Origin of the sequence: Streptomyces sp. T028 (assembly GCF_048159505.1) — a bacterium.
In the GTDB taxonomy this organism is placed as follows: Bacteria; Actinomycetota; Actinomycetes; order Streptomycetales; family Streptomycetaceae; genus Streptomyces.
Genome location: NZ_JBLRVZ010000005.1, coordinates 1 through 24,955, shown reverse-complemented (window position 1 = coordinate 24,955; position 24,955 = coordinate 1). Strand labels below are relative to the sequence as shown.

The following is a 24,955-nucleotide window of genomic DNA, read 5'->3' as shown; positions in this document are numbered from 1 at the left end:
GCAAAAAGGGGTAAGCGGGACTGGAAGGACCCCCCGGCCCTCCAGCCCCGCTTCCCCCGTTCCCCCCCACGCCACCCCCCAGTGGCGTTCCCCCGTGCTTCCCCCCGTACTGCGCGGTACCGCTCCCCGACATCCCCCGTCGGGCCCCCGAGTACCGCTCCCCCGTTTCCCCCGTGCTTTCCCCCGTGACCCTCAGGCGACAAGCTCCCCGAAGGCGTCCTCCTCGTCACGGCCGAAGCTGAGGACCTGGTCCTCGCGCAGCCGGCGGAGCGACCGCCAGATGCTGGACTTCACCGTGCCGACACTGATGTCGAGGATCTCCGCGATCTCCGGGTCGGTGCGGCCCTCGTAGTACCGGAGGACCAGCATCGTCCGCTGGAGTTCGGGCAGCCGGGCCAGCGCCTGCCACAGGACCGCGCGCAGTTCGGTGCCGCGCATCGCGTCCGTGTCGCCGGGCGTCTCCGGCAGTTCCTCGGTCGGGTACTCGTTCAGCTTGCGGCGGCGCCACGCGCTGATGTGCAGGTTCGTCATGGTGCGACGGAGGTATCCGCCGACGGCGGCCTTGTCGCTGATCCGGTCCCATGCCCGGTACGTCGAGAACAGCGCGCTCTGCAGCAGGTCCTCGGCCTCGAAGCGGTCACCGGTGAGGTGGTAGGCGGTGGCGTACAGGGAGGCGCGGCGCTCCTGGACGTAGGCGGTGAACTCCGCCTCGGTCAGCGAGCGACGCTCCCCCGTGTCCTCCCTGTACGCGGCTCCCCCGTGAGCCTCGTCAACCACCGTCATGAACCCGGTGTGCTGACGCCCGGTGCCGCGAGCGCACCCCCGCCCGCTCACGACACCGGACTTCTCGGAAACCCGGCCGGCGTTCACGTCGTGGAGACGCGTGACGACTGCGACTGCGGTGGTGTTCTTACCGTGCAGCGTGTTCATCTCGCGCCCCCCGTCGTGGACTTCCGGTGTTTCGTTCTTTGCGTTCTTGCCTGTGCCCAAAAGACTGCCGGGGCCACTTCATCGCCGTGTCCGCCGACTGTCACAGACCTGTCACAGGGGTCTGTCATGCCGACACCACAGGGTGTTCACAGTCGTCGGGGGTACGGCTGTCCGCTGGGTCAACGGACCCCGCCGTACCACCCTTGACCTGGTCATTGGCGGCCTGGCGCGCGCTGCCGCGCCGGCCCGGCAAGGCGTGGGCCGCAGGGCCGGGCCGATGCCGCACGGTTTCCTGACAGGTCTCGTACAACATCTGCGATCCGGCGGGGAGGCCGGCCGATCCTCTCCGACCTCGCCGAACGCCTCGGTCCGCGCACCCGCGCCGAACTGCTCGCACTCGTCGAAACCGCAGGTCCACGGGTACGCGGGCACCTCGACGCCCGCCCTCGCCACCGGCGCGCGCAGGAGGCGTCCGACCCCCTTCACACCGCCCGCGCCGCCGAAACCATCTCCCTCTGGCGTCCGAGCCCAGCCCCACAGGTCGAACGACAGCCCCCTCATGGGCCAGAATGAGCCCGTGCCTTCCCTGTTGCTGATCGAGGACGACGACGCCATCCGTACGGCCCTGGAGCTCTCACTGACGCGCCAGGGGCACCGAGTGGCGACCGCTGCGAGCGGTGAGGACGGTCTGAAGCTGTTGCGCGAGCAGCGGCCGGATCTGATCGTGCTGGACGTCATGCTGCCCGGCATCGACGGTTTCGAGGTGTGCCGGCGTATCCGGCGCACCGACCAGCTGCCGATCATCCTGCTCACCGCGCGCAGCGACGACATCGACGTGGTGGTCGGGCTGGAGTCCGGCGCCGACGACTATGTCGTCAAACCCGTCCAGGGCCGGGTGCTGGACGCCCGGATCCGGGCCGTGCTGCGGCGCGGCGAGCGCGAGTCGAACGACGCGGCGGCCTTCGGCAGCCTGGTCATCGACCGCGCGGCGATGACCGTGACGAAGAACGGCGAGGACCTGCAGCTCACGCCGACCGAGCTGCGGCTGCTCCTCGAACTGAGCCGGCGGCCGGGGCAGGCGCTGTCCCGGCAGCAGCTGCTGCGTCTGGTGTGGGAGCACGACTACCTCGGTGACTCGCGGCTCGTCGACGCCTGTGTGCAGCGGCTGCGCGCCAAGGTCGAGGACGTGCCCTCGTCGCCGACGCTGATCCGTACCGTCCGCGGGGTCGGCTACCGCCTGGACGCCCCTCAGTGACGGAGGAGCAAGGAGAGTCCCGCGGGTTCCGCGGCTGGTCCGCGGTGCGCAAGGGGCATCTGTCACGGCTGCGGTTCACCAGCCTGCGGCTCAGACTCGTCGTCGTCTTCGGGGCGGTCGCGCTGACCGCCGCCGTGTCCGCGTCCGGCATCGCGTACTGGCTCAACCGCGAGGCCGTGCTGACCCGTACCCAGGGCGCGGTGCTGCGGGACTTCGAGCAGGAGATGCAGAACCGGGCGGGCTCGCTGCCCGAGCATCCGACGCAGGACGAGCTGCAGCACACCGCCGGGCAGATGGCCAACAGCAGCCAGCGGTTCAGCGTGCTGCTGGTCGGCGAGGACGCGAACGGCCGGACGGTGTACGGCAACTCCGGCGGGCTGAACGGCTTCTCGCTGGACGACGTGCCCAAGTCGCTGCGTACGGCGGTGAACAAGGAGCAGGACGTCACCGACGGCAACAAGTCGCCGTACCACCTGTACTGGCAGCGGGTCGTGGAGCACGGCACGCCGTATCTGGTGGCCGGTACGAAGGTGATCGGCGGCGGGCCGACCGGGTACATGCGCAAGTCGCTGGAGCCGGAGGCCAAGGACCTCAACTCGCTGGCCTGGTCGCTGGGGATCGCCACCGGGCTCGCGCTGATCGGCGCCGCGCTGCTCGCGCAGGCCGCCGCCACGACCGTACTGAAGCCGGTGCACCGGCTGGGGGTCGCGGCGCGGCGGCTCGGCGAGGGCCGCCTGGACACCCGGCTGCGGGTGTCGGGCACGGACGAACTCGCCGATCTGTCACGGACGTTCAACCGGACGGCGGAGGCGCTGGAGAAGCGGGTCGACGACATGGCCGCGCGGGACGAGGCGTCCCGGCGGTTCGTCGCCGACATGTCGCACGAGCTGCGGACGCCGCTGACCGCCATCACCGCCGTCACGGAGGTGCTGGAGGAGGAGCTGGACGCCGAGTCGGGCAGCATCGACCCGATGATCGAGCCCGCCGTGCGGCTGGTGGTCAGCGAGACCCGGCGGCTCAACGACCTCGTCGAGAACCTGATGGAGGTCACCCGCTTCGACGCCGGTACGGCCCGTCTGGTGCTCGACGACGTCGACGTCGCCGACCAGATCACCTTCTGCATCGACGCGCGCGCGTGGCTGGACGCGGTCGACCTGGACGCCGAACGCGGCATCCACGCCCGGCTGGATCCGCGGCGCCTGGACGTGATACTCGCCAACCTCATCGGCAACGCGCTCAAGCACGGCGGTTCCCCGGTGCGGGTGTCGGTGCGCGAGTCGGCCGAGGACGTCGTCATCGCCGTACGCGACCACGGGCCGGGCATCCCCGATGAGGTGCTGCCGCACGTCTTCGACCGGTTCTACAAGGCGAGCGCCTCCCGGCCGCGCTCCGACGGCAGCGGGCTCGGGCTGTCGATCGCCCTGGAGAACGCCCACATCCACGGCGGCGAGATCACCGCCGCCAACTCCGCGGAGGGCGGCGCGGTGTTCACGCTGCGGCTGCCGAGGGACGCGTCGGAGCTGGTGGAGCCGGGCGGGCAGGGGGCGCAGGGCGGACCGGGCGCGAAGGCCGGGAAGGACAACAAGGGGGACGCCTGATGAACGTACGCCGTCTGCTCGTGGTTCCCCTGCTCGCCGGTCTGCTCACCGGCTGCGGGATCCGGGCCACCGAGGTACCGACCGACTTCGGGGCCGCGCCATCCCGGGTGCGCTGCTCGCTCAGCGATCCGGACGTCGCGTCGCAGCCCGCGCGCGCGGGGGTGCCGGTGCAGGTGTTCCTGCTGTGCGGCTCGTCGCTGGTGGCCGTCGACCGCTCGGTGCGGGTCCCGGACGGGGCGGCGGACTCCCAGCGGCGCGCGCTGGTGGCGCAGGGCTTGCTCGACCAGCTCGCCGAGTCGCCGTCGGCGGCCGAGAAGGAGGCCGGGTACACCACCGACGTGCGCGGCGGGATGACGGTGAGCGGGCCGCGCGCCGAGGACCCCGACGACACGCTCCGGCTGAGCGTGCCCCCGGACACCCTCACCTCCTACGCGCTCGCCCAGCTGGTGTGCACCTTCTCCGACTCGGCCGCGGCCGAGGGCGACGGCTCGGTGGTCCTCGGCGGCCCGGGTTCCGACCCTCTGCGCCGCTACGAGTGCACGGACGAGGTCCGCTCCCGCCCGGGCAGCACGGAGCCGCCGTCCTCGGCGGTCACCGGGAGCTGAGCGCCTCTCTGCCGCCGGGTGTGGCGGATGCCTCACGGGTGGCTCCGCGGGCGGTGTCGTCGCAGGTCACCGCCGGATGGTGGGGTGGCGGCCCGCCGGGAGGCGCAGGGGCTTGTGGGAGTGGCCGGTGGGGAGTCGGAACCGATCGTGCCGGGGGGTGCGTCTAGGGGGTCGTGCAGCGTCAAGGCTCCATCGGCGGCAGCGCCGCGTTCCGTCTCCGTGCGACCGGGGTTGTCCTCCTGGCCGCGCACCTCGTGTTCGTGGCCTGGGTCACGCTGCGCCCCCGGGACGTGCCCTGGGTGCTGCCCACCAATCTGCATCCGTTCGCCGGGATCCGTGCCGACCTGAGACTGGGCTGGCCCGAGGCGGCCCGCCGGATCGGTGGCGGGCTGGGGCTGCTCGCCCCGCTGGGCGTCCTGCTGCCGCTGGTGCACGGCCGGCTCCGCGTCTCGCCGCTCGCGTCCCTGATCCGTACGGTCGCGGCGGGCGCCCTGCTGTCCCTGGCCATCGAGCTGCTGCAGACCGGGGTGCCGGGTCAGGTCGTGGACGTGGACTCCCTGCTGCTGAACACCGTGGGCGTGGCCCTCGCACACGCCACGGTGGTGCCGGCGGCCCGGGTGTGGCTGCGTCGCAGAGGCGCACGCCGGATGCCTGCGGCGGCCTTGCAGGAGGACGCGGCTCAGGGTCGGACCCCGAGGATTCCCAGGGTCGGCGTAGCCCCGTAGGAGAAGGAATCTCGGGGTCGGGATGGCTCCGGAGAGTGACGCTTTGTTCTGTTCGGCTCCGTAGCGTTGAAGACAGCTGGGGCAGCCGCAGGGGCCGCCTCTCTCCGACGCTCACGAAGGAGCCGCAGATGTCCAGCCTCGCCCGCCCCACCAACGGCCGCATGATCGGCGGAGTGTGCGCCGCGCTGGCCCGCCGCTTCGGCACCTCCGCGACCACCATGCGCGTGATCTTCGTGCTCTCCTGTCTGCTGCCCGGCCCGCAGTTCCTGCTCTACATAGCGCTGTGGATCCTGTTGCCGGCGGAGGACAAGGCGCGCACGGCCTGGTGATCCGGGCCCACGCGAAACGCCGTTGGGGCGCGCCCGTCACTCCGGGTGCGCCCCAACGGCGTCGCGCAGCAAAGGTCGCGCACAAAAGGGGGATTCAGCCGATCGGCACCCCGTTCACCGGCATCCCGTGCGTGGGCAGGCCCTGGACCGGAAGTCCGCCGAGCAGACCGGCGACCGGCTTGGTCGGGCCGTGGGCGAGCGCCTGCTCGGCGGCCGGCTGTACGGCGGCGAGGCCCGCGGCGAGCGCCGGCTGGGCCTGCGACGGCTGCGCCTGCTCCAGCACCTTGCCGGCGGCCGGCAGCGCCTTGGTGACGTTCTTGGCGTTCTCCAAGGGCAGCGATCCGGAGACCGTGTCCAGCGCCTGCGGGGCATCGGGGACGGCCGGGGCGGCGTTGGCGGCGCCCGCTCCGACGGCGGCGATGGCGGCACCGAGGGCGGCGACACCGAGGGTCTTGGCAGCAGACTGCTTCATGAAAATGCGTCCTCGAATGGGATACGGGAAACCGATCGGTCCACGACCGTAAACACGGAAAGGGGGAGGCCGCAAACATCGAAATGCGGACGGGTTGTGAACGTGCGCCCGCATTTCGCACCCGAGGAAACCGTGCGGTCAGCCCTCCGCGGGCAGGGAACCGCTGGTGGAGGCCGTCTGCTGGAACAGCCATTCGGACTTCAGCTCGGCATAGCCGGGTTTGATCACGTCATTGATCATGGCGAGACGTTCATCGAAAGGAATGAATGCTGACTTCATAGCATTGACCGAGAACCATTGCAGATCGTCGAGCGTGTAACCGAACGCGTCGACAAGGTGCTCGAATTCCTGGCTCATGCTGGTGCCGGACATCAGCCGGTTGTCGGTGTTGACCGTGGCCCGGAAGTGCAGTCGGCGCAGCAGACCGATGGGGTGCTCGGCGTAGGAGGCGGCCGCGCCGGTCTGGAGGTTGGAGCTGGGGCACATCTCCAGCGGGATGCGCTTGTCGCGGACGTAGGAGGCGAGCCGGCCGAGCTTCACACTGCCGTCGGCGGCGACCTCGATGTCGTCGATGATGCGTACGCCGTGCCCGAGCCGGTCGGCGCCGCACCACTGCAGGGCCTGCCAGATGGACGGCAGCCCGAATGCCTCGCCTGCGTGGATGGTGAAGTGGTTGTTCTCCCGCTTCAGATATTCGAAGGCGTCGAGGTGACGGGTGGGCGGGAAACCGGCCTCGGCGCCCGCGATGTCGAAGCCGGCGACGCCGAGATCCCGGTAGCGGTTGGCGAGTTCGGCGATCTCCAGGGAGCGGGCGGCGTGCCGCATCGCGGTGAGCAGGGCGCCGACGCGGATGCGGCGTCCGTTCCGACGGGCCGTCCGCTCGCCTTCCCGGAAGCCCTCGTTGACGGCCTCGACGACCTCTTCCAGGCTCAGTCCGGCGTCGAGGTGCTGCTCGGGGGCGTAGCGCACCTCGGCGTAGACGACGCCGTCCTCGGCGAGGTCCTCGGCGCACTCCCGGGCGACCCGCACCAGGGCGTCGCGGGTCTGCATCACGCCGACGGTGTGCGAGAAGGTCTCCAAGTACCGTTCCAGGGAGCCGGAGTCGGCGGCCTCCCGGAACCAGAGGCCCAGCTTGTCCGGGTCGCTCTCGGGGAGATGGGGGTACCCGGTCTCCCGGGCGAGGTCGACGATCGTGCCGGGGCGCAGCCCGCCGTCGAGGTGGTCGTGCAGCAGAACCTTGGGCGCCCGCCGGATCTGGTCCGGGTTGGGAGTGAGGCCCGCCTGGATGCTCTGGCTCGTCATTTTCGCACTCTAACTCCTACGCGCGTAGATCGCCCGCTTCACCCCGCCGCCGATACGCAACGGTGACCGCACGGACGGGTGGAGTACACCACTGCTTCTGACACTGTTCTGTCATGGCACAGCAACTGACGCCGGTTCGGACGGCCCGGCTGGGGAAGGCGCTCGGACCTGAGCCGACGGCGGTGAGCGGGGTGGTGCTGCTGCTCCCGGGCGGCGAGGAGGTGTCCGAGCGCAGACCGTCCCCGATGTGGGCGGCCGCCACCATGCGCGGCCTCGGACGAAGACTCACCCGGGCCGGCCGCGAGGAGGGGCTGGTCACCCATGTCGTGCACTACCGCTACCGCGGCTGGAACGGCAGCGCGGCGCATCTCGCCGCGGACGCGACCTGGGCGACCGACGAGGTCGTACGGCGGTACGGGGACGTTCCCGTGTGCCTCGCCGGAGTCGGGATGGGCGGACGGGCGGCGTTGCGGGCGGGGGGTCATGAGGCCGTCAACTCCGTGCTGGCGCTCGCCCCTTGGCTGCCGCAGGACGATGTGGCGGCGCCACCCGAACCGGTGAAGCAGTTGGTGGGGCGGCGGGTGATGGTGGTGCACGGCACCCATGACGACCGCAGTGACCCGGAGTTGTCGTTCCGGCTGGCGGCTCGGGCGAAGAAGGCGAATCGGGATGTGTGCCGGTTCGAGGTGCATGCGGATGGGCACGGGTTGCATCAGTACCGGGATGAAGTGCTGGCGTTGGCCGAGGACTTTGTGATGGGGGTGTTGTTCGGGAGGGGGTTTTCCCGGCCTGTCGAGGATGCGCTGGTGGCTCCGCCGCCGTTGGGGTTGCGGATGCCGTTGGCTGCGGGGTTTGGGAAGTCGTTGCGCCGGTGAGGTGGGGGGTGGTTTCGGAGCGTTGCGGGGTGCGGGTGCGTTTGGGCTGGTCGCGCAGTTCCCCGCGCCCCTGGGTGGGTTGCGCCTAAGTCGGCAACAGGTTTCCGCGTCTCGACAGTAGGAACCTCTTGAAGGCTGCTACCGGGGGTGTGTCCGGGTGGCCGTCCAGCCAGGCGACTCCGATCTCGCGGACTGCTCGGGGGGCCGTGACCGTCAGTTCGACCACGCCTGGGCGGGCCACCGCCGGTGGGGGCAGGAGGGCCACGCCCAGGCCTGCCGCCACCAGGCCCCGTAGGGTTTCCGCTTCCTCGCCCTCGAAGGCGATGCGGGGTTTGAAGCCGGCCTCCTTGCAGAGGTCGTCGGTGATGCGGCGCATGCCGTAGTTGGGTTCGAGGGTGACGAAGGTTTCGTCGGCCGCTTCGGCGAGGCGGACGCGTTTGCGGCCGGCGAGGCGGTGGTCGGCGGGGACGACCAGGCGGAGTTTCTGCTCGTCGAGGCGGCGGGCGACCAGGTCGGGGGCGTCCGGGACCGGGGAGGTCAGACAGAGGTCGAGTTCGCCTGCGCGCAGGCGTTCGAGCATCGCCTCGCCGTAGTTCTGGACGAGGCTGAAGCGGACGCGCGGATGGTCGGCGCGGAAGGCATGGATCAGGCCGGGCACCGTCTCGGCGCCCAGGGTGTGCAGAAAGCCGAACGCGACCTTGCCGGTGGCCGCGTCGGCGTCGGCGCGGACCGCGTCGGCGGCCTTCCCGATCTCCGCGAGCGCGCGCTCGACCGAGGTGAGGAAGGTGCGGCCGGCCGGGGTGAGGGAGACCGTGCGGCCGCGGCGGGCGAACAGGTCGACGCCCAGGTCCTGTTCGAGGCGGACCATCGCCCGGGACAGGGTCGACTGCGGGACCTGCATCTCCTGCGCGGCCCGGGTGACGTGCTCGGTGCGGGCGACCCCGGCGAAGTGGGCGAGCCGGGGCGCCAGCAACATCGCCATGTCTTCTGTGTCACTGGATGGTGACAGGTGAGCCTGTGACCTCTGCTGATGCATCATGGGAACGATTATGACCAGTCCGTGCATTGGACGGATCAGCAGGGGCGTACGTAGTTTCGAGGTATGTCTCCCGCCAGTACCGGGGCGTCCACGATCGTGGGCGCCGCGTCCCTTGTCCCTGTTGCTGTCCCTGTTGCCGACGACTCCCGTATGACCCCCGGTGGCCCCGGCTACCGCCGGATGAGCTTCGCGCTCTTCCTCGCCGGTGTGGCGACCTTCGCCCTGCTGTACTCCACGCAGGCGCTGCTGCCGCTGATCTCCGGTGACTTCGGGGTGGCGGCGGGCGAGGCCAGCTGGACGGTGGCGGCGGCGACCGGCGGACTGGCGCTGTTCGTGCTGCCGATGAGCGCCCTCTCCGAGCGCTACGGCCGCCGTACGGTGATGACGGCCTCGCTGGCGGTCGCGGTGACCGTCGGGCTGCTGGTCCCCTTCGCGCCGTCGCTGGGCGCGCTGGTGGTGCTGCGGGCGGTGCAGGGCGCGGCGCTGGCCGGTCTTCCGGCGTCGGCGACCGCGTATCTGGCCGAGGAGGTGCGGCCGAAGGCGCTGGTCACGGCGATCGGGCTGTTCGTCGCGGGCAACAGCGTCGGCGGTATGAGCGGCCGGGTCATCACCGGCTGGGTCGCGCAGGAGTGGGGCTGGCGGGTCGCCCTCGGGGTGGTCGGTGTGCTGGCCGTGGGCTGCGCGATCGCCTTCCGGCTGCTGCTGCCGGCGCCCAGGCACTTCACCGCGGGCTCGCTGAAGCCCCGCGTCCTGGCCCGCACGGTCCGCGACCACCTGGCGAACCCGCTGCTGTGCCGGCTGTACGCGATCGGCGCGCTGTTCATGACCGTCTTCGGCGGTGTGTACACGGTCGTCGGCTACCGGCTGACCGAGGCGCCGTTCTCGCTCCCGCAGGGCGTCGTCGGCTCGATCTTCCTGGTGTACCTGGTCGGCACGGTGTCGGCGTCGACGGCGGGCCGTCTTGTGGGCCGGTTCGGGCGGCGCGGGGCCCTGTATCTGGCGGCCGCCACGACGGCGGCGGGCCTGCTGCTGTCCCTGGCGGACTCCCTGCCGCTGGTCCTGCTGGGCCTGGTCCTGATCACGGCGGGCTTCTTCGCCGGGCACGCGGTGGCGTCCTCGGCGGTCAGCAGGACGGCCACCACCGGCCGCGCCCAGGCCTCCGCCCTGTACCAGTCGGCCTACTACATCGGCTCCAGCACCGGCTCCACGGTCGGCGCGATCGCCTTCCACTCCGGCGGCTGGGCCGGCACGGTCGGCGTGGGTGTCCTGGCGGTGCTCGGGGTCGTGGCGATCACGGTCCTCGGGACGCGGGCGGCGCGGGTCGCCGCCCGGCGGGAGCCGGTGGCCGCCCACTGAGGCCGACGGCACACCAAACAACGACCAACAGCGTTCCCCCTGTTCAGAACCTGTTGTCAGTGGGCGCGCATAGCCTGCGCAACCACTGTCCATTGGCCACTGGTCACTGGTCACTGGTTCGAGCAGGGGGTTTGTTCATGGTGGAGTTCCGGGTCGACCGGGGTGATCTCGTCGAGGCCGTGGGGTGGGCGGCCCGGGCGCTGCCCGCGCGGACACCGGTGCCGGTGCTGGGCGGGCTGCTGCTGGAGGCGGGCGAGGGGCGGCTGAGCGTGTCCGGGTCCGACCTGGAGACGGCGGCGCGGATCGACACGGACGCCGAGGTGGTGCGGGGCGGGCAGGTGCTGGTCCTGGGGCGGCGGCTGCTGGACATCTGCAAGGTGCTGCCGGACGGTCCGGTGCGCTGTGCGTTGGAGGGGACGCGGTTCACGGTCGAGGCGGGCGGTACGAGCTTCGGGCTGTCGACCCTGCCCCGCGAGGAGTACCCGGCCGCGCCCGTGCCACCGCGGGTGTACGGCACCGTGGACGCGGCCGCGTTCGCCACCGCCGTGGCGCAGGTCGCGGTGGCGGCGGGCCGCGACGACACGCTCCCCGCGCTGACCGGCCTGCAGCTGTGCCTGGACGGCGACGAGATGACCCTGTCCGCGTCCGACCGCTACCGGTACGCAGTACGGCGGCTGGAGTGGAAGGCGGAGGCGGAAGCTGTGGCGGAGACCGCCGCCCAGGGGGTGGTGGAGGCGCTGGTGCCGGCCCGGCGGCTGCTGGAGGTGTCACGGTCGCTGGCACGGTGCGGGGTCGTACAGGTCGGGCTCGACTCGGGCGGCGGGGCCGGCGGGGGCGGGTCGATCGGGTTCGAGGGCGGGCGGATGCGGACCGTCCTGCGGCGGCTGGACGGGCGGCTGCCGGGCTACGGGAAGCTGTTCGACATGACGGGGGCGGCGGTCGCCGAGGTGGAGTGCGGGGCGCTCGCGGAGGCCGTACGGCGCGTCGCGGTGGTGGCGGAGGCGAACGGGCCCGTACGGCTGGAGTTCGAGCCGGAGTCGGTGCTGCTGCGCGCCGGGTACGGCGACGACGTGGCCGCGCAGCGGCTGCCCGCCACGCTGACCGGTGCCGAGGAGGTGGCGGTCGCCTTCAACCCGGCGTTCCTGCTGGACGCGCTGACCTCCTTCGAGGCGCGGGCGCTGCGGCTGGAGCTGCTGGGGGCCGGGCAGCGGGCGCTGCTGGACGCGGCGGAGGCGCCCGGGGTGCACCGGCATCTGCTGATGTCCGTGAAGCAACTGTCCTGACCTGCGGTTTCGGCGGCTCGGCAGGCCGTTGTCAGTGGGCTGGGGTAGCTTCCGAAGTGCTGGGGCGCACAGACGCGTGACAGAACGGCCACAGGGGTGGGTGGACGAGGATGAGTGACGGTACGGCGGGCGCCGCGATGGGCGAGGACCTCGGTGTCCGGCTGGAGAGGCACCGGGTCGAGCTGACCGGCTACTGCTATCGCATGCTCGGTTCGTCCTTCGAGGCCGAGGACGCGGTGCAGGACACGCTGGTGCGGGCCTGGCGGAGCTACGACAAGTTCGAGGGCCGCTCCAGCCTGCGTTCGTGGCTCTACCGGATCGCGACGAACGTCTGTCTGGACATGCTGACGGCGGGCAACAAGCGGGCCCGGCCGATGGACCTCGCGGAGTCGACCCCCCTGGCCCAGGCGGCCCTCTCCCCCCGCCCCGACCACACCTGGCTGGAGCCGATGCCCGACGCGCGCGTGCTGCCCACGGTGGAGGATCCGGCGGAGGCGGCGGTGGCCAAGGAGTCGGTGCGGCTGGCGTTCATGGCCGCGCTGCAGCAGCTGCCGCCCAAGCAGCGGGCGGTGCTGATCCTGCGTGAGGTGCTGGCGTGGAAGGCGAGCGAGGTCGCCGAGCTGCTCGGCACCTCGGTCGCCTCGGTCAACAGCGCGCTGCAGCGGGCGCGGGCCACGCTGTCCGAGCGGGCCGAAGCGGGCGCGGACGCGACGGTGTCCGACCCGCTGGACGAGGAGCAGCAGAGGCTGCTGGAGCGCTATGTGGCGGCCTTCGAGGGGTACGACATGACGGCGCTGACGGCGTTGCTGCACGAGGACGCCATCATGACGATGCCGCCGTTCGACCTGTGGCTGACGGGCCACGACGACATCACGGGCTTCATGACGACGCTCGGCTCGGGCTGCGAGGGCTCGCGGCTGCTGCCGGTGCGGGTGAACGGGCTGCCGGGGTTCGCCCAGTACAAGCCGGACCCCGAGAAGGGCGGTTTCAGCCCCTGGGCGATCCAGGTCCTGGAGATCTCAGACGGCCGCCTCACCGGGTTCCACTTCTACCTCGACACCCAGCGCTGGTTCCCCCTCTTCGACCTCCCCCTCCACCTCGACGGGGAGTCCGACGAGGTGGAGCAGGGCGCGTAGGGCGGGGTCGGGGGCGCGCAGCCGTATCCGCCCCCCGGCCCGGCGGGCGGCCAGCTGCAGCCGGGCCAGCAGATCGACGACGGCCAGCCCCGGCGGCCCGAGCCCGCTCACATCACAGACGACGACCCCGCCATCACCGGCCGCCAGCAGGGCCCGTACGTCGTCGGCGAGCCCCGCCACATGGTCGGGGGTGATGGGGCCGGTCAGGGCGAGTACGGGGGGTGTTTTGGGGTCCACGTTCGGTAGACCCTGGGGCCGGGCTCAACTCATCGGGCTTGACCCTACTCGGTGGGAAACTCGCTGGTGTCCAGCTTCAGTCCGAACGGCTCGGGCAGCCTGATCACGTCACCGAAGCGGCAGGCGCTCAGGAGGCGGTAGGCGCCCTGCTGGGGTTCTCCGTACAGGCTGACGGTCGGGCCCTCGGGTGCGAGGGCGTCGATGAGGAGGTAAAGGGGAACACCCGCCAGCGCGTATCCGGCGGCCTTGCTGACACGGTCGTTGTGTGCCGTGGCCTTCGAGGTGATCTCCACGGCGAGTCGGGCCTCCGCGGCAGGCACGTAGTGGCTGTCCACTCTGTCTCGTTCGCGTGGCATCACGACAAGGTCCGGCACATAGAGGCTGAGGCGGTCCGGGACGGCCGTCCCCAGCCACTGGTAGACGCCCCAGCCGTCCGGAACCACCTTGTAGAGAGCCCGGGTCACCCGGGACGCGATGTAAGGGCTGCCACCGGCGGACAGCGGTGTCACGGAGATCAACCCGTCGATGATCTCGGCCCGGCATCCCTTGGGTACGTCGGTGTGCCGCCAGACCCAGACGACCTCGTCCCAGGCGTCGTCCGTCTGGATGTAGTCACCGAAGTATTCGCTCATGGGCGCCATGCAACACGCCGAACGGGACCGACGGGGGTCCACCGATCCCGTTCACCCAAAAAGACGAAGGCGCAGGTCAGGCGATACGTTCCAGCACCACCGGCGACGCCGTGAACGCCGTGCCGGCGGGGGCGATGTCGTAGGAGCCGGTGATCGCCTGGAGGGCGTAGTCGAAGCGTTCCGGGGTGTCGGTGTGGAGGGTCAGGAGGGGCTGGCCCGCGGTGACCGGGTCGCCGGGCTTGGCGTGGAGTTCGATGCCGGCGCCGGCCTGGACCGGGTCCTCCTTGCGGGCGCGGCCCGCGCCGAGGCGCCAGGCGGCGATGCCGATGTCGTAGGCGTCGAGGCGGGTGAGGACGCCGGAGGACGGGGCCGTCACGACGTGCTGCTCGCGGGCCACCGGCAGCTCCGCGTCCGGGTCGCCGCCCTGGGCCGCGATCATGCGCCGCCAGACGTCCATCGCCGAGCCGTCGGCGAGCGCCTTCGCCGGGTCGGCGTCCTTCACACCGGCCGCGTCGAGCATCTCGCGGGCGAGGGCGATGGTCAGTTCGACGACGTCCGCGGGGCCGCCGCCGGCCAGGACCTCGACCGACTCGCGGACCTCCAGGGCGTTGCCCGCCGTGAGGCCGAGCGGGGTGGACATGTCGGTCAGGAGCGCGACCGTCTTGACGCCGTGGTCGGTGCCGAGGCCGACCATCGTCCGCGCCAGTTCCCTCGCGTCCTCGATCGTCTTCATGAAGGCGCCGGTGCCGACCTTGACGTCGAGGACCAGGGAGCCGGTGCCCTCGGCGATCTTCTTCGACATGATCGAGGAGGCGATCAGCGGGATGGCCTCGACGGTGCCGGTGACATCGCGCAGGGCGTACAGCTTCTTGTCGGCGGGGGCCAGGCCGTCACCCGCCGCGCAGATCACCGCGCCGGTGCCGTCGAGGACGGAGAGCATCTCCTCGTTGGACAGCAGCGCGCGCCAGCCGGGGATGGACTCCAGCTTGTCCAGGGTGCCGCCGGTGTGGCCGAGGCCGCGGCCGGAGAGCTGCGGGACGGCGGCGCCGCAGGCCGCTACGAGCGGGGCCAGCGGGAGGGTGATCTTGTCGCCGACGCCGCCGGTGGAGTGCTTGTCGGCGGTCGGGCGGGACAGGGAGGAGAAGTCCATGCGCTCGCCGGAGGCGATCATGGCGGCGGTCCAGCGGGCGATCTCACGGCGGTTCATGCCGTTGAGCAGGATGGCCATCGCGAGCGACGACATCTGCTCGTCGGCGACCTCGCCGCGGGTGTACGCGTCGATGACCCAGTCGATCTGCTCGTCGCTGAGTTCGCCGCGGTCCCGCTTGGTGCGGATGACGGAGATGGCGTCCATGGCCATGGCTTTCCTTCCGACGTTCAAGAAAGTGTGCGGCCCCTCTGTGCCGGTCAGAGGGGCCGCACGGGAGTTACTTGGCGAGATGCCCCGGCCCGAAGGCCTGCGGGAGCATCTCGGACAGCGGGAGGATCCCCGCCGGTGTCTCCAGCAGCAGTTCCTCGCCGCCGAACTCGTAGAGCAGCTGGCGGCAGCGGCCGCACGGGACGAGGATCTCGCCCTTGCCGTCCACGCAGGTGAAGTGCGTGAGCCGGCCGCCGCCGGTGTTCTGCAGCTCGGAGACCAGCCCGCACTCGGCGCACAGGCCGATCCCGTAGGAGGCGTTCTCGACGTTGCAGCCGGAGACGATCCGGCCGTCGTCGACGAGGGCCGCCACGCCGACCGGGTAGCCGGAGTACGGGGCGTACGCGCGGGACATGGCGTCCCGGGCCACCGAACGCAGCTTCTCCCAGTCGACCGGGGTCACTTGCCCTGTCCCTTCCGGTACGGCAGACCGTCCGCCTTCGGCATGCGCAGGCGCTGGGCGGAGAGGGAGAGGACCAGCAGGGTGACGACGTACGGGGTGGCCGTGACGACCTGGTTCGGGACCTCGTCGGTGCTGACGTACCAGATGAACATCAGCGCCGAGACCGCGGCGGTGATCGCGGCCGGGACGTACTGCTTCTTCCAGGCCAGGTAGACCACGCCGGCGACCAGCAGGATCGCGATCAGCAGGATCAGCGCGTGGACGTTGGTCGCGCCGCCGCGCAGGTTGAGGCTGTCGGTGTAGCCGAACAGTCCGGCGCCGAGGGCGAGGCCGCCCGGCATCCAGTTGCCGAAGATCATCGCGGCGAGGCCGATGTAGCCGCGGCCGGCGGTCTGGCCGTCGAGGTAGACGTTCGACGCGACGATCGAAAGGAAGGCGCCGCCGAGGCCGGCGAAGCCACCGGAGATGATCACGGCGATGTACTTGTACTTGTAGACGTTGACGCCGAGGGACTCGGCGGCGACCGGGTTCTCACCGCAGGAGCGCAGCCGCAGGCCGAAGGAGGTGCGCCACAGCACGTACCAGGTGGCCGGGACGAGGGCGACGGCGACGACGGTGAGCGGCGACAGGTTGGTGATCAGACCGCCGATGAGGCCGGCGAGGTCGGAGATCAGGAACCAGTGCTTGTCGTTGAGGGTCTCCAGCCCGCTGGACAGGCCGGGGATGTCGAAGGTGCCGAGCGAGTCGATCGGCGGGGACTGCTTGGAGGAGCCCTGCGGGGCGTCCTCGAAGGTGAACTTCGACAGATAGCGGGTGGTGCCGAGGGCGAGGATGTTCAGGGCCACACCGGAGACGATGTGGTTGACGTTGAAGGTGACGGTGGCGATGGCATGCAGGACGGCGCCGAGCGCGCCGCCGATGATGCCGAAGACGACACCGGTCCACGGGCCCCACTGGTAGCCGGCCCAGGCGCCGAACCAGGTGCCGAGGATCATCATGCCCTCGAGGCCGATGTTGACGACGCCCGCCCGCTCGGCCCACAGACCACCGAGGCCGGCGAGACCGATCGGGACGGCGGCGCGCAGGGCGGTGGACATCTGGCCGGTGGACGTGATGCCGTCCGCGCCGGTGATCAGACGGACGGCCGAGGTCATGACCAGCACGCCGGCGATGACCAGCAGGAGTACGGGCAGCGACATCCGGCGGCCGCCCTTGCCGGGGCGCCCCGCCTTCGGCTTCGCGATGGTCGCGGTGCTCATCAGACCGCCACCTCCTTCTTGGTGTTCGCGGCGGCGGCGAGTTCCTCACCGACGCGCTTCTGCTGGCGGCGCAGACCCCAGGTGCGGACGACCTCGTAGGAGATGACGACCGCGAAGACGATCAGGCCCTGCATGATCGTCGCGATCTCCTTCTCGTACGGCTCCGGAGTCGCGTAGTCGAGGGCGGGGGACGCCTTGTCGAGGAAGGCCCACAGGAGGGCGGCGAAGGCGATGCCGACCGGGCTGTTGCGGCCGAGCAGGGCGATGCCGATGGCGAGGAAGCCGACGCCCGTCGGGAAGCTCAGGCTGTAGGTGTGGGCGTCGCCGAGCAGCAGGGGCAGACCGGCGAGACCGGAGACCGCGCCGGAGACGATCATCACGGTGAGGACCATGCGCTTGGCGTCGACGCCGGAGGCCGCGGCGGCCGACTCGGACTCACCGGTGGCGCGCAGGTCGAAGCCGAAGCGGGTGCGGTTGAGGGCCAGCCAGTAGACGATGCCGAGGGCGACGGCGAGGAAGACCAGGCCGTAGATCTCGCCGACGTCGGGGCCGAGGTCGATGCCGGGGACCCAGCCGGACTCCTTCATGATGCCGGTGGTCTTGTTGTCGCCGACCAGCACGCCGAAGACCTCGGGCAGGGTGAGGTACGCGATGAGGCTGGTGGCGATCGCGTTGAGCATGATCGTCGCGACGACCTCGCTGACGCCCCGGGTGACCTTCAGGACGCCCGCGACACCGGCCCAGATGCCACCGGTGAACATGGCGACCAGCAGCAGCAGCGGGACCTGGAGGAAGGCCGGCAGGTCCATGTGGGCGCCGACCACGGCGGTCATCATCGCGGCGAGGCGGTACTGGCCGTCGACGCCGATGTTGAAGAGGTTCATCCGGAAGCCGAGGGCGACCGCGAGGGCGGCGATGTAGTACAGCGACGCCTGGTTGATGATCAGCACCTGGACGTCGGAGTAGCCGATCTGCTCCAGCATCAGCGTGTACGGCTCGATCGGGCTCTTGCCCGAGGCGATCAGCACGACCGAGGTCAGCAGGATCGCCGCGACGAGCGCCATGACCGGGCCGGCCACGGCGAGGAGCAGGCGCTCCTTGTCGAACTTCTTCATCGGGCCTCGTCCTCCGGGGCGCTCGCTTCCTCGACGTGCTCAAGGTGTCCGGTGGCGGCACCCGTCATGGCCGAGCCCAGCTCTTCGGGTGTGATGGTGGCGGGGTCGGCGTCCGCGACCAGCCTGCCGTTGTAGATCACTCGCAGGGTGTCCGACAGGCCGATCAGCTCGTCCAGGTCGGCGGAGATCAGCAGCACGGCCAGGCCCTCGCGGCGGGCCTCGCGGATGCGGTCCCAGATCTGGGCCTGTGCGCCGACGTCCACACCGCGGGTGGGGTGGGCGGCGATCAGGAACTTCGGGTTGTGGCTCATCTCGCGGCCGACGATCAGCTTCTGCTGGTTGCCGCCGGAGAGGGAGGCGGCGGTGACGTCGATGCCGGGGGTGCGGACGTCGAACTCCTCGACGATCCTGCGGGTGTCGGCCTGGGCGCCCTTGGGGTTGAGCCAGAAGCCCTTGGCGTTGGGGGTCTCGGTGACATGGCCGAGGATGCGGTTCTCCCAGAGGGGGGCCTCCAGGAGCAGGCCCTGGCGGTGGCGGTCCTCGGGGATGTAGCCGACGCCGGACTCGCGGCGCCTGCGGGTGGGCCAGCCGGTGATGTCCTCGCCGAGGAAGGCGATGCTGCCGGAGTCGGCGTTCTTGGTGCCGATCAGCGCGTCGATCAGCTCGGTCTGGCCGTTGCCCTCGACACCGGCGATGCCCATGATCTCGCCGGCGTGGATGGTGAAGCTGACGTCGTCGAGGACGCGCTTGACCTCGCCGCCCTCGGGGGCCAGCGTGATGCCGCCGGTGGGCTCGGCCTCGGTGCCCAGGGAGGCGCCGCCGCTGGCGAAGACGGTGAGCTTGTCGACCGTGAGGACCGCCTGGTCGGTGACCGTGGACTCGGCGGTCTCCGGGGTGGGCAGCTCGGAGCCGACCATCATCTCGGCGAGCTGGCGGGGGGTGGTCCTGGAGGGCACGACGGTGCCGACGGTCGTACCGCGCCGGATGACGGTGATCTCGTCGGCGACGGAGAGGACCTCGCCCAGCTTGTGGGAGATGAAGATGACGGAGAGGCCCTCGGCCTTGAGCTCGCGCAGGTTGGCGAAGAGCGCGTCGACCTCCTGCGGGACGAGTACGGCGGTCGGCTCGTCGAGGATCAGGGTGCGGGCGCCGCGGAAGAGGACCTTGAGGATCTCCACGCGCTGGCGGTCGGCGACACCGAGGTCCTCGACCAGGGCGTCGGGGCGCACACCGAGGCCGTAGCGGTCGGAGATCTCCTTGATCTTCTTGCGGGCGGCGCCGCCGATGCCGTGCAGCTTCTCGCTGCCGAGCACCACGTTCTCCAGCACGGTCAGGTTGTCGGCCAGCATGAAGTGCTGGTGGACCATGCCGATGCCACGGGCGATGGCGTCGGCGGGACTGGAGAAGGTGACCTGCTGCCCGTCGACGGCGATGGTGCCCTCGTCCGGCTTCTGCATGCCGTAGAGGATCTTCATCAGAGTCGACTTGCCGGCGCCGTTCTCACCGACCAGGGCGTGCACGGTGCCCTTGCGGACGGTGAGATGGATGTCGTGGTTGGCGACGACACCGGGGAAGCGCTTGGTGATCCCCGCCAGCTCTACCGCGATCGTCGACTGTGCGGTGAGCGGAGGGCTGCTGGACGCGTCGATGGCGCACTCTCCTTGGGAAAGGGGCCGCTCTACGCGCGTAGCGCCCCTGCTTTAAATAGTGCCCGGATCGGATCGACCTTTAATGATCTCGACAGTGATGGTCCACATCGCCATCTCGATCAGTCACGATCCGTTCCGAGCATTCTGCCGCGCGAACGGGGCACAGGTCGGCCATCCTCTCTGCGCCCCGTTCCGTGGCTGTAACGCTGTCATCACAGCGCACTGTTGGCCAATGCCTCTGACCGGTTCAGTTCACCGGTTCAGGAGGTCTTGACGGTGATGGTGCCGTTCTTGATGCCCTCTTCGGCCTTCTTGATCGCGGCCTGGATGTCGGCGTCGCCGGAGAAGGTCGGGTTGGAGTTCGACACGCTCACGCCGCCGTTCTCCAGGCTGCCGCGGACGACGCCCGTCTCCGGCTTGCCGTCCTCGACCGACTTGGCCAGGGTGTAGACCGCGCCCTGGACGTTCTTCATGGCCGAGGTCAGGATCGAGTCCTTGTACGCCTTCAGCGCGTCCTGCTTGTACTGGTCGGAGTCGACGCCGATCGCCCAGATCTTGTTGGCGTTGGCGGCCTTGATGACACCCTGGCCGGACAGGCCCGCGGCGGCGTAGATGACGTCCGCACCGGCGTCGATCTGGCCCTCGGCGGCGCTCTCACCCTTGTCGGGGCTGGAGAAGCCACCCTCGGCGGCGGTCTCGGTCAGGTACTGCGACTTGACCGTGACACCCTTCTTGGTGTCCTCGACGCCCTGCTTGAAGCCGGCCTCGAACTTGTGGATCAGCGGCACGTCCACACCGCCGACGAAGCCCACGACGTCGGACTTCGTGGCCTTGGCGGCCGCGACACCGGCGAGGTAGGAGGCCTGCTCCTCGTGGAAGACGAGGTCGGCGACGTTGTCGGCCTTGATCTGCTCGTCGTCGACGATGCCGAAGGTGGTCTTCGGGTACTTGGCCGCGGCCTCCTTGACGGCCGGCGCGTAGGCGAAGCCGACGCCGATGACCGGGTTGTACCCCTGCTTGGCGAGGTTCTCCAGGCGCTGCACCTTGTCCGCGTCGGACTCGCCGTCCTGCGGCTCGACCGCGGTGGACTTGTAGCCGAACTCCTTGTCGGCCTGCTCCAGGCCGGCGGTGGCGGCGTCGTTGAAGGACTGGTCACCCTTGCCGCCGACGTCGTACGCCAGCGCGAGGCCCAGGTTGTTCTTGCTGCTCTCGGACGAGGAGGACGACGTGGACGAGCTTCCACAAGCGGAAACGGTCACGGCGAGAGCTGCGGTGGCAACACCCGCAGCCGCGATTCGGGACACCCGGCGCATGGAACGAGACTCCTTTGTGCAAGCGCCCAAACCAGGCGCTGGTTCCGCCGCAGCGTAACGCGCGTAGACCGGGAGGAAAAACCCTTCTGTCCGCTCCGTTATCGAGCTGTGGCCACAGTTGTAATCCAGGTTACGTTCAGCAGAACGCCCCTTGCGGGAGGCAAGGGGCGCTTGGGCTGCAAGGACGCCTGGAAGGCCCTGGCAGACGGAGGGGACCGGTGTTACAGCGGCCCCGTCGGGCGTTACTTGGTGTTGACCGTGACCTTGCCGTCGATGATGTCCTGCTTGGCCTTGTCCACGGCGGCCACGACGTCCGTCATCGCCTGGTACTTGGGGTTGGAGTCGGCGAATCCGACACCGTCGTTGGAGAGGCTGCCGCGGACCACGCCGGACAGCGGCTTGCCCTCGTAGACGGACTTCACGAGGTCGTAGACCGCGCCGCCGACGTTCTTCAGCGCCGAGCCGAGGATGTAGTCCTTGTACTTGGCGAGCGCGCTCTGGCTGTACTGGTCGGAGTCGACGCCGATGGCCCACACCTTCTTGGCGGCGGCCTCGGTGATCACGCCCTGACCGGAGAGACCGGCAGCGTGGTAGATGACGTCGGCGCCGGCCTCGATCTGGCCGCTTGCGGCGTCCTTGCCCTTGTCGGGGCTGGAGAAGCCGCCCTCCTGGGCCGTCTCGGTGAGGTACTGCGACTCGATCTCGATGCTCGGGTTGACCGACTTGGCGCCCTGGACGTAACCGGCCTCGAACTTGTGGATCAGCGGGATGTCCACGCCGCCGATGAAGCCGATGTGCGCCTTCTTGGAGGCCTTGGCGGCGGCGACGCCGGCCAGGTAGGAGGCCTGCTCCTCATGGAAGACCATGTCGGCGACGTTCTTCAACTGGACGGTCTCGTCGTCGATGATCCCGAAGGTGGTGTTCGGGAACTTGGCGGCGACCTCCTTGACGGCCGGCCCGTAGACGAAGCCGACGCCGATCACCGGGTTGTAGCCGGACTGGGCGAGCTGGGTCAGGCGCTGGATCTTGTCCGCGTCGGTCTCGCCGTCCTGCGGCTCGACGTCCCGGCCGGTGATGCCGAACTCCTTCTCGGCCTTCTGCAGACCGGCGTAGGCGGCGTCGTTGAAGGACTGGTCGCCCTTGCCGCCGATGTCGTACGCCAGACCGATGCCCTTGCCCGAGTACTTTCCGGACGACGACGACGCCGAGTCGCTCGCCTTGGAACCGGTGCTGGACTCACCGCAGCCGGTGGCCGCGAGCGCGATGACCGCTACGGCCACCGCTGCCTGGGAGAATCTGCTCCTCCGAGATATCAGACGCACAGCAAGCACCCCTTCGAAATCCCCACGGCGCCGTGATCGGCCCGCTTTCCCCTGGTGGCGCCGTTCCGGAGGACTGCCCAACAAGCCGTACCGGGTGGCGATTTCGGCGACAGTAACGCGCGTAGAAGGGGAGGGGAACGGGATTGCTCGCTCCCGTTATCGAACCGTGCCACCCTCGGGTTACAAGCGCGTCCTGGGCGTTACGGGCGGGTGACACAAGGGGGCGAAGGGGTGCCTTTCGGTCACCTCGTCGCCCCCGTACGGGTGTCAGGCCTCGCGGGTGGCCGCGTCCAGCAGGGCAGCGGCCGTGAACAGCTCCACGCCGACGGTGATCGCGGACTCGTCGGCGTCGAAGTCGCCCTGGTGCAGATCACGGACTGTGCGCTCGCCCGGGGGACGGACACCGAGCCGGGCCATCGCGCCGGGCACCCGCTCCAGGTACCAGGAGAAGTCCTCGCCGCCGAGGCTCTGCTCGGTGCTCTCCACGGAGCCCTCACCGCGCCGGGCGACCATCGCGTCGCGCAGCAGGGCGACGACCTCGCCGTCGTTGACCACCGGCGGGACGCCCCGCACGTAGTTGATCTCGGACTTGGCGCGGTGCAGGTTGGCGACCTCGTCGATCGCCGCCACGACGATGTCCGGGGCCTGCCGCCAGGCCTCGATGTCCAGGCAGCGCACGGTGCCGGACAGCTCGGCGTGCTGCGGGATCACGTTCGGGGCGTGTCCGCTCTCGATCCGGCCCCAGGTGACCGCGAGGCCGGCCCGGGTGTCGACCCGGCGTCCGACGAGCGCGGGCACGTCGGTGACGACACGGGCGGCCGCGGTGACCAGGTCGGTGGTGAGGTGCGGGCGGGCGGTGTGGCCGCCGGGGCCGTCCAGGGTGATCTCCAGACGGTCGCAGGCGGAGGTGATGGCACCCTCGCGCAGCCCGATGATGCCCGCGTCGACACGCGGGTCGCAGTGCACGGCGATGATCCGCCCGACGCCGTCCAGCGCGCCGCACTCGATGGCGTCGGCGGCGCCGCCGGGCAGCACCTCCTCGGCGGGCTGGAAGATCAGCCGGACGGGGCGCGGCAGCCGGCCCTGCCGGTGCAGCTCGGCGAGGACCAGGCCCGCGCCGAGGACGACGGTGGTGTGCACGTCGTGGCCGCAGGCGTGGGCGCGGTCGGGGACCGTGGAGCGGTACGCGCACTCGGTCTTGGTGTCCGGGATCGGCAGGGCGTCGATGTCGGCGCGCAGGGCGAAGACGGGCACGCCGGAGACCTGCTCCCCCTCCTCGAGCCCGATGTCGCAGATGAGGCCGGTTCCGATGGTGAGGACACGCGGCCTGAGGCCTGCCTTCTCCAGGCGGGCCTTGATCGCTGCGGTCGTACGGAACTCCTGGTTGCCGAGCTCGGGGTGCATGTGCATGTCGCGCCGGAAGGCGACGAGCTCCGCACGCAGGGCTTCGGGCAGCGTGCCGGGCAGGGCGGCGGCGCGCTGGGCAGGATCGGCCTCGGGCTCTTGGGACATCAGTTGCTTCACCCTCTGAAGGGTAGGACGCCGAAGCGGTCAACTGACCCGATCAACAAAACTTCAACCTGTTGGAGGAAGAAAAGTTGGCCGCGCGACGCATGGTTGCCGTAGAGGGTGGGTAAACTCGCCGAATTTTCATCTGGCGCCGTCCCTCTTCCTTTCCTCACCCATACCACGAGGTGCGGGTGGGCCGCCCGCCGTGTCCACGTTCCGGAATCGGTCGTGAGGGGCGGGTGTGGCGAACGTTCACCCGGCGGCGTGCGGGTCCTTGTCCGACGTTCGTACGGCCCTGGGCTCGCGCCGGTAGTGTGCGCGCCCATGACCGACCTGGACGTCGACTTCCTGCACGCGGCCCGTACCTCGTACGACGCCATAGCCGAGGCCTACACCGAGGAGTTCCCGGACGGGCTGGGGCACCGGCACCTGGACAGAGCGCTGCTCACCGGCTTCGCGGACCTGGTGAAGGAGCGTGGGGGCGGTGAGCCGGTCGCGGACGTGGGGAGCGGGCCCGGGTATGTGACCCGGCGGCTGGACGCGCTGGGGGTGCCGGTGTTCGGGGTGGACGTGTCGCCGCGGATGGTGGCGCTGGCCTCGCGGGCGCATCCGCATCTGCGGTTCCATGTCGGGTCGATGACCGGGCTGGACCTGCCGGACCGGTCGCTCGCGGGGGTGCTCGCGTTGTACTCCGTGATCCATGTGCCGGATGCGGAGTTGCCCGGCGTGCTGCGGGAGTTCCGGCGTGTGCTGGTGCCCGGGGGGTGTCTGCTGCTTGCCTTTCAGGTCGGGCGGGGGGAGGAGCTGCACGTCACGGAGCGGTTTGGGCGGGAGGTGTCGCTGCGGTACTGGTTGCGGGATCCGGAGGTGGTGGCGGGGTTGCTGGGCGAGGTGGGGTTCGAGGTTCGGGCACGTGTGGTGCTGGCGCCGGACGAGGGTCGCACGTATCCGCGCGCGTACCTCCTGGCTCAGGTACCCGGCGTGTAGCGGGCCGGGGGTGGGTGTCGCTCGCCCCCGCTCACGGGGTGCCGCTGCGCCCACCCGTGCCGCCCCAGCGGCACGACTGCCCGCAGCTGAGCGCCCTGAAGGGGCGCGGGGAACTGCGCGACCAGCCCCCACGGACCCGCAGCCACACGACCGCCCGCAGCTGAGCGCCCTGAAGGGGCGCGGGGAACTGCGCGACCAGCCCCCACG

24 protein-coding genes are annotated in these 24,955 nt (G+C 70.5%); 10 read left to right on the top strand and 14 right to left on the bottom strand.

The annotated features are described in order from the left end of the window. Positions 1 to 192: 192 nt before the first annotated feature. Positions 193 to 930, bottom strand: a complete 738-nt coding sequence (locus ACLZN2_RS04490) for a SigE family RNA polymerase sigma factor (RefSeq protein WP_416977031.1) — start codon at positions 928 to 930, stop codon at positions 193 to 195. A gap of 577 nt (positions 931 to 1,507) precedes the next feature. On the opposite strand from ACLZN2_RS04490, the gene afsQ1 reads away from it, so the two are divergent. From afsQ1 to ACLZN2_RS04465, 5 genes are all read left to right on the top strand, one after another. Next, on the top strand, positions 1,508 to 2,185 hold the full coding sequence (afsQ1, locus tag ACLZN2_RS04485) for a two-component system response regulator AfsQ1 (protein WP_174867840.1): 678 nt from the start codon (positions 1,508 to 1,510) through the stop codon (positions 2,183 to 2,185). Further along, the gene (locus tag ACLZN2_RS04480) at positions 2,182 to 3,783 is read left to right on the top strand and encodes an ATP-binding protein (RefSeq protein WP_416977030.1); all 1,602 of its coding nucleotides are present in this window, start codon (positions 2,182 to 2,184) and stop codon (positions 3,781 to 3,783) included. The genes afsQ1 and ACLZN2_RS04480 overlap by 4 nt, the downstream gene beginning before the upstream one ends. Beyond that, the gene (locus ACLZN2_RS04475) at positions 3,783 to 4,388 is read left to right on the top strand and encodes a hypothetical protein (protein ID WP_416977029.1); all 606 of its coding nucleotides are present in this window, start codon (positions 3,783 to 3,785) and stop codon (positions 4,386 to 4,388) included. The genes ACLZN2_RS04480 and ACLZN2_RS04475 overlap by 1 nt, the downstream gene beginning before the upstream one ends. Before the next feature lie 173 nt (positions 4,389 to 4,561). Next, complete coding sequence (locus ACLZN2_RS04470) at positions 4,562 to 5,113, top strand: VanZ family protein (protein WP_416977028.1); 552 nt, start codon at positions 4,562 to 4,564, stop codon at positions 5,111 to 5,113. 128 nt (positions 5,114 to 5,241) lie between these two features. After that, the gene (locus ACLZN2_RS04465; RefSeq protein WP_416977027.1) at positions 5,242 to 5,442 is read left to right on the top strand and encodes a PspC domain-containing protein; all 201 of its coding nucleotides are present in this window, start codon (positions 5,242 to 5,244) and stop codon (positions 5,440 to 5,442) included. Positions 5,443 to 5,536: 94 nt separating this feature from the next. Here ACLZN2_RS04465 and ACLZN2_RS04460 read toward each other — a convergent pair whose 3' ends face one another. Beyond that, entirely contained in the window at positions 5,537 to 5,914 is a 378-nt protein-coding gene (locus tag ACLZN2_RS04460; RefSeq protein ID WP_416977026.1) for an ATP-binding protein, read from the bottom strand. Between the two features lie 138 nt (positions 5,915 to 6,052). After that, entirely contained in the window at positions 6,053 to 7,216 is a 1,164-nt protein-coding gene (locus ACLZN2_RS04455) for an adenosine deaminase (RefSeq protein WP_416977025.1), read from the bottom strand. Positions 7,217 to 7,329: 113 nt separating this feature from the next. Between ACLZN2_RS04455 and ACLZN2_RS04450 the strand changes: the two genes are divergently transcribed. Beyond that, positions 7,330 to 8,091: an alpha/beta hydrolase gene (locus tag ACLZN2_RS04450; protein ID WP_416977024.1), complete on the top strand. Its 762-nt coding sequence runs from the start codon at positions 7,330 to 7,332 to the stop codon at positions 8,089 to 8,091. A gap of 85 nt (positions 8,092 to 8,176) precedes the next feature. Here ACLZN2_RS04450 and ACLZN2_RS04445 read toward each other — a convergent pair whose 3' ends face one another. Further along, a complete protein-coding gene (locus ACLZN2_RS04445) occupies positions 8,177 to 9,130 on the bottom strand; it encodes a LysR family transcriptional regulator (protein WP_416977023.1) in 954 nt (317 codons plus the stop codon). A gap of 63 nt (positions 9,131 to 9,193) precedes the next feature. Here ACLZN2_RS04445 and ACLZN2_RS04440 point away from each other — a divergent pair, with 63 nt between their 5' ends. The 3 genes from ACLZN2_RS04440 to ACLZN2_RS04430 all read left to right on the top strand — a co-directional run bounded on the left by ACLZN2_RS04440 (position 9,194) and on the right by ACLZN2_RS04430 (position 12,905). Then, positions 9,194 to 10,486 (top strand): MFS transporter, encoded by a 1,293-nt coding sequence (locus ACLZN2_RS04440; protein ID WP_416977022.1) that lies wholly within the window; start codon positions 9,194 to 9,196, stop codon positions 10,484 to 10,486. 140 nt (positions 10,487 to 10,626) lie between these two features. Then, complete coding sequence (gene dnaN, locus ACLZN2_RS04435) at positions 10,627 to 11,769, top strand: DNA polymerase III subunit beta (protein ID WP_416977245.1); 1,143 nt, start codon at positions 10,627 to 10,629, stop codon at positions 11,767 to 11,769. A gap of 110 nt (positions 11,770 to 11,879) precedes the next feature. Next, a complete protein-coding gene (locus tag ACLZN2_RS04430) occupies positions 11,880 to 12,905 on the top strand; it encodes a sigma-70 family RNA polymerase sigma factor (protein ID WP_416977021.1) in 1,026 nt (341 codons plus the stop codon). On the opposite strand, the gene ACLZN2_RS04425 is transcribed toward ACLZN2_RS04430, so the two are convergent. From ACLZN2_RS04425 to ACLZN2_RS04380, 10 genes are all read right to left on the bottom strand, one after another. Continuing rightward, positions 12,789 to 13,142, bottom strand: a complete 354-nt coding sequence (locus ACLZN2_RS04425) for an STAS domain-containing protein (protein WP_416977020.1) — start codon at positions 13,140 to 13,142, stop codon at positions 12,789 to 12,791. The two genes, ACLZN2_RS04430 and ACLZN2_RS04425, sit on opposite strands and share 117 nt — an antisense overlap. 44 nt (positions 13,143 to 13,186) lie before the next feature. Beyond that, a complete protein-coding gene (locus ACLZN2_RS04420) occupies positions 13,187 to 13,774 on the bottom strand; it encodes a Uma2 family endonuclease (RefSeq protein ID WP_416977019.1) in 588 nt (195 codons plus the stop codon). 76 nt (positions 13,775 to 13,850) lie between these two features. Next, on the bottom strand, positions 13,851 to 15,134 hold the full coding sequence (locus ACLZN2_RS04415) for a thymidine phosphorylase (RefSeq protein WP_416977018.1): 1,284 nt from the start codon (positions 15,132 to 15,134) through the stop codon (positions 13,851 to 13,853). A gap of 67 nt (positions 15,135 to 15,201) precedes the next feature. Continuing rightward, a complete protein-coding gene (locus ACLZN2_RS04410) occupies positions 15,202 to 15,594 on the bottom strand; it encodes a cytidine deaminase (RefSeq protein WP_416977017.1) in 393 nt (130 codons plus the stop codon). Continuing rightward, positions 15,591 to 16,853, bottom strand: a complete 1,263-nt coding sequence (locus ACLZN2_RS04405) for an ABC transporter permease (protein ID WP_416977016.1) — start codon at positions 16,851 to 16,853, stop codon at positions 15,591 to 15,593. The genes ACLZN2_RS04410 and ACLZN2_RS04405 overlap by 4 nt, the downstream gene beginning before the upstream one ends. Beyond that, on the bottom strand, positions 16,853 to 17,968 hold the full coding sequence (locus tag ACLZN2_RS04400) for an ABC transporter permease (protein WP_416977015.1): 1,116 nt from the start codon (positions 17,966 to 17,968) through the stop codon (positions 16,853 to 16,855). The genes ACLZN2_RS04405 and ACLZN2_RS04400 overlap by 1 nt, the downstream gene beginning before the upstream one ends. Further along, positions 17,965 to 19,617: an ABC transporter ATP-binding protein gene (locus ACLZN2_RS04395; protein WP_416977244.1), complete on the bottom strand. Its 1,653-nt coding sequence runs from the start codon at positions 19,615 to 19,617 to the stop codon at positions 17,965 to 17,967. The genes ACLZN2_RS04400 and ACLZN2_RS04395 overlap by 4 nt, the downstream gene beginning before the upstream one ends. A 260-nt stretch (positions 19,618 to 19,877) precedes the next feature. Next, positions 19,878 to 20,930, bottom strand: a complete 1,053-nt coding sequence (locus ACLZN2_RS04390; protein ID WP_416977014.1) for a BMP family lipoprotein — start codon at positions 20,928 to 20,930, stop codon at positions 19,878 to 19,880. 242 nt (positions 20,931 to 21,172) lie between these two features. Then, positions 21,173 to 22,210 carry a BMP family lipoprotein gene (locus tag ACLZN2_RS04385; protein WP_416977013.1) on the bottom strand — a complete coding sequence of 346 codons (1,038 nt, stop codon included), beginning with the start codon at positions 22,208 to 22,210 and terminating at the stop codon, positions 21,173 to 21,175. 309 nt (positions 22,211 to 22,519) lie between these two features. After that, positions 22,520 to 23,764, bottom strand: coding sequence for an amidohydrolase (locus tag ACLZN2_RS04380; protein WP_416977243.1), 1,245 nt, complete (start codon positions 23,762 to 23,764; stop codon positions 22,520 to 22,522). Positions 23,765 to 24,085: 321 nt separating this feature from the next. Here ACLZN2_RS04380 and ACLZN2_RS04375 point away from each other — a divergent pair, with 321 nt between their 5' ends. Further along, a complete protein-coding gene (locus tag ACLZN2_RS04375; protein ID WP_416977012.1) occupies positions 24,086 to 24,748 on the top strand; it encodes a class I SAM-dependent DNA methyltransferase in 663 nt (220 codons plus the stop codon). The last annotated feature ends 207 nt before the right edge of the window (positions 24,749 to 24,955 follow it).